The organism is Clostridium tarantellae, from assembly GCF_009295725.1.
Taxonomy (GTDB): Bacteria; Bacillota; Clostridia; order Clostridiales; family Clostridiaceae; genus Sarcina; species Sarcina tarantellae.
Window position 1 is genome coordinate 1 of sequence record NZ_WHJC01000229.1, and the last position, 5463, is coordinate 5463.

Annotated in this window: 4 protein-coding genes, 1 tRNA gene and 2 rRNA genes; 5 read left to right on the forward strand and 2 right to left on the reverse strand. The window is 27.4% G+C overall.

The window, feature by feature from the left end:
* The 4 genes from GBZ86_RS12075 to GBZ86_RS12090 form a co-directional block, all read left to right on the forward strand.
* Positions 1 to 187 (forward strand): 23S ribosomal RNA (locus tag GBZ86_RS12075); the annotation flags it as partial.
* 55 nt (positions 188 to 242) lie between these two features.
* Positions 243 to 360: ribosomal RNA gene (rrf, locus tag GBZ86_RS12080) — 5S ribosomal RNA — on the forward strand.
* A 6-nt stretch (positions 361 to 366) separates the two neighbouring features.
* Positions 367 to 442: transfer RNA gene (locus tag GBZ86_RS12085), tRNA-Lys, on the forward strand.
* A gap of 111 nt (positions 443 to 553) precedes the next feature.
* On the forward strand, positions 554 to 1405 hold the full coding sequence (locus GBZ86_RS12090; RefSeq protein WP_152891007.1) for a PRD domain-containing protein: 852 nt from the start codon (positions 554 to 556) through the stop codon (positions 1403 to 1405).
* 30 nt (positions 1406 to 1435) lie between these two features.
* On the opposite strand, the gene GBZ86_RS12095 is transcribed toward GBZ86_RS12090, so the two are convergent.
* Positions 1436 to 1915: a PTS sugar transporter subunit IIA gene (locus tag GBZ86_RS12095; RefSeq protein WP_152891009.1), complete on the reverse strand. Its 480-nt coding sequence runs from the start codon at positions 1913 to 1915 to the stop codon at positions 1436 to 1438.
* Positions 1916 to 2361: 446 nt separating this feature from the next.
* On the opposite strand from GBZ86_RS12095, the gene nagE reads away from it, so the two are divergent.
* Positions 2362 to 3804, forward strand: coding sequence for an N-acetylglucosamine-specific PTS transporter subunit IIBC (gene nagE, locus GBZ86_RS12100; protein WP_152891011.1), 1443 nt, complete (start codon positions 2362 to 2364; stop codon positions 3802 to 3804).
* 648 nt (positions 3805 to 4452) lie between these two features.
* On the opposite strand, the gene GBZ86_RS12105 is transcribed toward nagE, so the two are convergent.
* Positions 4453 to 4806, reverse strand: a complete 354-nt coding sequence (locus GBZ86_RS12105; protein WP_152891012.1) for a helix-turn-helix domain-containing protein — start codon at positions 4804 to 4806, stop codon at positions 4453 to 4455.
* Positions 4807 to 5463 lie beyond the last annotated feature (657 nt).

Sequence of the window (5463 nt, forward strand, 5' to 3'; positions counted from 1 at the left end):
AGCTGGGTAGCTAAGTCGGGAAGGGATAAACGCTGAAAGCATCTAAGCGTGAAGCCCACCTCAAGATGAGATTTCCCATAGCATAAGCTAGTAAGACCCCTTGAAGAACACAAGGTTGATAGGTCAGGGGTGTAAGCATGGTAACATGTTCAGCTGACTGATACTAATAGGTCGAGGGCTTGACCAAATAAAAGTAAACTTAATACTTAGTGCAATTTTGAAAGAACAAAAAGTTCTTAAAATCTGGTGATGATGCTCCTAAGGGTAACACCCGTTACCATTCCGAACACGAAGGTTAAGCCTTAGGAGGCCAATGGTACTGCACGGGAGACTGTGTGGGAGAGTAGGTGGTTGCCAGGTTAGTATGGTTCACTAGCTCAGTCGGTAGAGCACATGACTTTTAATCATGGTGTCCAGGGTTCGATTCCCTGGTGAGCCACCAAAACCTCTCTATTTTTTTAGAGAGGTTTTTTGTTTTTACTATTTATTAAAAATATTTTATGTATATAATTAAAGTAAGTAATTAATTAAAATATTTTTAAGGGAGTTAAATATGGGTAAAGAATTGCAAGAGGATTATAATGTAATAAAATCTTTTAATAACAATATAGTTTTAGTTGAAAACAAGGGAAAAGAAATGATTTTATTTGGGAAAGGTATTGGATTTAATAAGAAAAATGGACAAACAATTACAAAAAATACAATAGTAGATAAAATATTTTCTATTCAACAAGAAGAAAATGTACAGAATTTTAATAAGGTTATTGAAGGAAATGATAAAGAATTTTTAGCTTTATGTGAGGAACTAATATGTTATATAGCTTTTGAGTTAAAAGAAGAATTAAATGAACGCATACATATTAACTTAATAGATCATTTATCTTTTACTATGAAAAGATTAAAAAATAATGAATCAATAGATAATCCATTTTTATTTGAAATAGAAAGTTTATATCCTAAGGAATTTAAGTTAGCTGAAGAAATAATAAAGAAAATAGAAAAAAAATATAATTTAAATATACCATATGGAGAAATAGGTTTTATAGCAGTACATATACATTCTGCTAGAAATAATGGAAAGGTTGCTAATTCAATAAAATATAGTTATATAGTTAATACTGCAGTAGAAATTATAGAAGATTATTTTAATATAGAAATAAATAGAAAATCGCTAGATTATGCTCGTTTTGCAACTCATTTAAAATTTGCAGTAAAAAGAATGAAAGATAATAAAATTATAAAAAATGATTTATTAGATATAATAATAGAAAAATATTCGCAATCTTATTATGTAGCTGTAGAAATTGCAGCTATGATAGTAGAAGAATTAGAGTTAGATGTTGCTAGTGATGAAATTGGGTACATTGCTATCCATATAGAAAGGTTAAGAGCAAGTTCAAATTAAAATAAAAAAAAGAGGTTAAACCTCTTTTTTTTATTTTAATTTATATGTTAAAACAACATCATTTCCAGCAGTAACAGATTTATTTATAGTAGGAACTAAGTCTTTAACCATATCTACATTAGTTATTAAAATAGGTGTTGCTAAAGATAAACCTTTGCTTAAAATAAAATCTTTATTTATTTTAATAATAGGAGTACCAGCTTTTACTTTTACGCCAGGTTCTATTAATCTTTCAAAACCTTCTCCATTTAAAGAAACAGTATCAACTCCTATATGTACTAATAATTCAACACCATTATCTAAAGTCATTGCAAAAGCATGATTAGTTTTAAAAATTAAAGAAAGTTCGCCATCAGCAGGAGCTACAATAGTTTCACCTATTGGATCGATAGCTACCCCATCTCCAGCCATTTTACCAGCAAAAACTTCATCTGGTACTTTTGATAAATCTATTGTTGTTCCATCTACTGGAGCTATTAATTTTAATTCTTTTTTAAAAAATCCAAACATATAATATTCTTAATTTTTTATAAAAATTAAGAAATTCACATCCTTTCTATACATAATTTAAAAATTACAATAAAAAAAGGCATAAGCTAAATAAACTTATGCCTGATTTAACAGTAACATGTTATTGTTATTATATAGTTTTTTTTATTTTCAGTCAAGTATAAAATAAATTAATAATATTTAATTTATTTTAAAATTTAACTATAAAAACAATAAATGATATCGTTTTAAATTAATAATTAGTTCAATTGACAAGGGAATTTAATTATGATATCATATTAATATAAATAAAATATTTTATTGAATTAAGGCGTGTAACCGATTTAATTTGGGCATAAGCTGAGAAGGACTAAGTGTTTTCCTTTTCAGCTTTTTTTATTTTAAAATACGCAATTATACTTTTATAATTAACAAGCCTTAATTAAAATAAAAAGGAGGACTTTATTATGGGGAAAACTATTTTGGGATTTCTACAAAAGATAGGTAAAGCATTAATGCTTCCAATAGCAACTTTGCCAGTTGCTGCACTTTTATTAAGATTAGGGCAACCTGATGTATTTGAAGCTATTGGATTGGGTAATTTTGTTCAGTATGGAAATGTTATAGCAAAAGCTGGAGGAGCATTATTTGATAATCTTCCATTAATTTTTGCTATTGGAGTAGCTATAGGTTTGTCAGATGATGGAAACGGAGCGGCTGGACTTGCAGGAGCAGTAGGGTATTTAGTATTAACTAATTCCTCAAATGCATTATGGATAGCTAGACTTGGAGAAGATGTAGCAGGTGGATTAAAATATGATGCTTTTGGAGGTATTATAGCGGGTATAGTAGCTGGATACTGTTATAATAAGTTTAAAAATGCTAAATTACCAGAATTCTTAGGATTCTTTGGTGGTAGAAGATTAGTTCCTATTATGACATCTTTATGTATTATTTTAATATCAATTATTGGAGGATTTGTATGGCCAACAGTTCAAAATGCAATTAACTCATTTGGTATGTCAATAGTTGGATTAGGAGCTATTGGTGCTGGAGTATTTGGATTCTTTAATAGATTATTAATTCCAATGGGATTACATCATGTGTTGAACACATATTTTTGGTTTACATTAGGAGAATTTAATGGAGCGGCGGGAGATATAAATAGATTTTTTGCAGGAGATCCAACAGCTGGAACTTATCAAGCAGGATTTTATCCAGTTATGATGTTTGGATTACCGGCTGTTGCATTAGCAATATATTTTGCAGCTAAGAAAGAAAAGAAAAAAGCTGTTGCAGGTATGTTAGCAAGTTTAGCGTTTACAAGTTTCTTAACTGGTATAACTGAGCCGATAGAATTTTTATTTATTTTCTTATCACCAGTATTATTAGTAGCACATGCTGCTATAACAGGAATATCTATGGCAGTTACAAGCATGTTAGGAGTTTTACATGGTTTTGGTTTTTCAGCAGGATTTATTGATTATATATTAAATTATGGATTACCAAATGCTAAAAATCCTATACTAATATTACCTATAGGATTAGCTGTTGCAGCTGTTTATTTTGTAATATTCTATTTTGTTATAACTAAATTTGATATACCAACTCCTGGTAGAGAAAATGATGAAGAAGAATTTTCATCAAATACATCAATAAATGGAGATATGGTTGCTTTAGCTAAAGAGTATGTTCAAGCTTTAGGTGGGTCAACTAATATAAAATCAGTAGATAATTGTGTTACAAGATTAAGATTAGAAGTTAAAGATAATACAATTATTAAAGATGCTAAATTAAGAGCATTAGGAGCTAAGGGAGTTGTTAGAGTAAGTAAGACAGCTGTTCAGGTAATAGTTGGTACAAATGTTCAATTTGTTTCAGATGCAGTTAAAAAAGAATTAAATAAATAAAAGTTTAAATTTAAAAAGATGATTTCTTTTAATAAGAGAAATCATCTTTTTTTATAAGACGAATTGTCAAGCTAAGTGCAATACTTAGTTTGATAATTCATTAAATGCTTCTAATAGAGTTTTATATCTAATACATTTTCTTGGGTTATAGTAGAAAAATCGAATTTTTTAGGGAAAAATTCTCTAATCAATTCATTGATATTTTCATTACTGCCTCTTTGCCATGAATTATAGGAATCAGGAGAAAAGACATCTACCGTTAATGCTTCTTCTGAATAAGAATATCCAGCAAACTCTTTACATCTATAAACAGTTAGGTATTTTAATACTTTTATTATCAAAATTCTTAAAAACTTTAATGCAATATTTATTGAAAGTATCAGCCTTTCTATTAGGCATCAATTTAATTTTTACTAATCGAGTTTTTCTTTCAACATATGTGACTATACAAACTTTAGTCTTACCTATACTTGAAACTACAGTATCAAGTTCCCAATGATTTAATGTTTCTCTTTTAAGAACTTCTTTTAGTATATCTTTTATGGTTTTACCTATATTGAATTTACCTCTAGTTTCTTTAGCTTTTAAAGATTTATCTTTTCTGAGAAGCAGTTCTACGGGATATTTATCAATAAATTTAAAATAAATCTATCTATAAATAGTACTGAAAGAAATGGTTACTCTATTAGAAATATTATCTAAAATAAGCTTTCTAACTATTTGTTCTTGTGACCAATGCTTATTTAATTTTTCTTGTACATAAATAACTAAACTAGAATTAACTAGTTTACCATGAGGTTTACATTTAGTTTTTCTTAGTTTAGATGATTCTTGTGCTAAATGTGCACTATATTTTCCATTTGAATTATTTCTTTTAATTTCTCTTGAGATAGTACCTTTATTTCTATTTAATTCTTTAGCAATTTTAGATATACTCCATCCTAAATTTAAATATTCTGCTATATAATAACGTTCATTTATAGTAATATGTTTAGAGCTCATATAATTATGTCCTTTAAAGTGTTTTTTAGCAATTATTGCTTTAATATGAACGTGCCCGTATGGGCTATTTTTTTTGTAATCAATAAAGTATTGCACTTGATATTGTAATTTATCATAATAAAAAGTATAAAAATAGTTGATTTAAAGTTAACCATATATAATATTAAAATTGAATAGATTAAATTTTTCTAATAGTATTATTTAATTTTAATAAATAAGATTAATATTTATATGAGATATAAAATAAACTATTAATTTGATACACACTTAACCAGGTGTATCTTTGTGTGAATTTAATAGAATTATTTATTTAAATAAAGAAAAATTAAAATAAATTATAAAAATAGCAGAAAGATAATTATAGTTATACTTTAATTATGTTAAGATAAATTTCGTTGCTGATAAGTGCAACTGAGTAACAACAACAAACTTATTAAGAAATTAAAAAGTTTTTAAAAAAGTTGTTGACAAGAAAAACTTTTAGTGATAAACTAAGAAAGTCGCTTGAGGGTGACAAACAAAATAAAGAAATGATCTTTGAAAATTAAACAGATAAATTTAAGTAAACCAGCAATTCTTTTATAAGTAATATGAGTAAATGATTAAACTTTTAATTTGAGAGTTTGATCCTGGCTCAGGATGAACGCTGGCGGCGTG

What these genes read in the sequence shown, in the direction of transcription:
- GBZ86_RS12105 (WP_152891012.1), bottom strand. Translation starts at nt 4,806, where the DNA reads ATGAGCTCTAAACATATTACTATAAATGAACGTTATTATATAGCAGAA.
- GBZ86_RS12095 (WP_152891009.1), bottom strand. Translation starts at nt 1,915, where the DNA reads ATGTTTGGATTTTTTAAAAAAGAATTAAAATTAATAGCTCCAGTAGAT.
- nagE (WP_152891011.1), top strand. Translation starts at nt 2,362, where the DNA reads ATGGGGAAAACTATTTTGGGATTTCTACAAAAGATAGGTAAAGCATTA.
- GBZ86_RS12090 (WP_152891007.1), top strand. Translation starts at nt 554, where the DNA reads ATGGGTAAAGAATTGCAAGAGGATTATAATGTAATAAAATCTTTTAAT.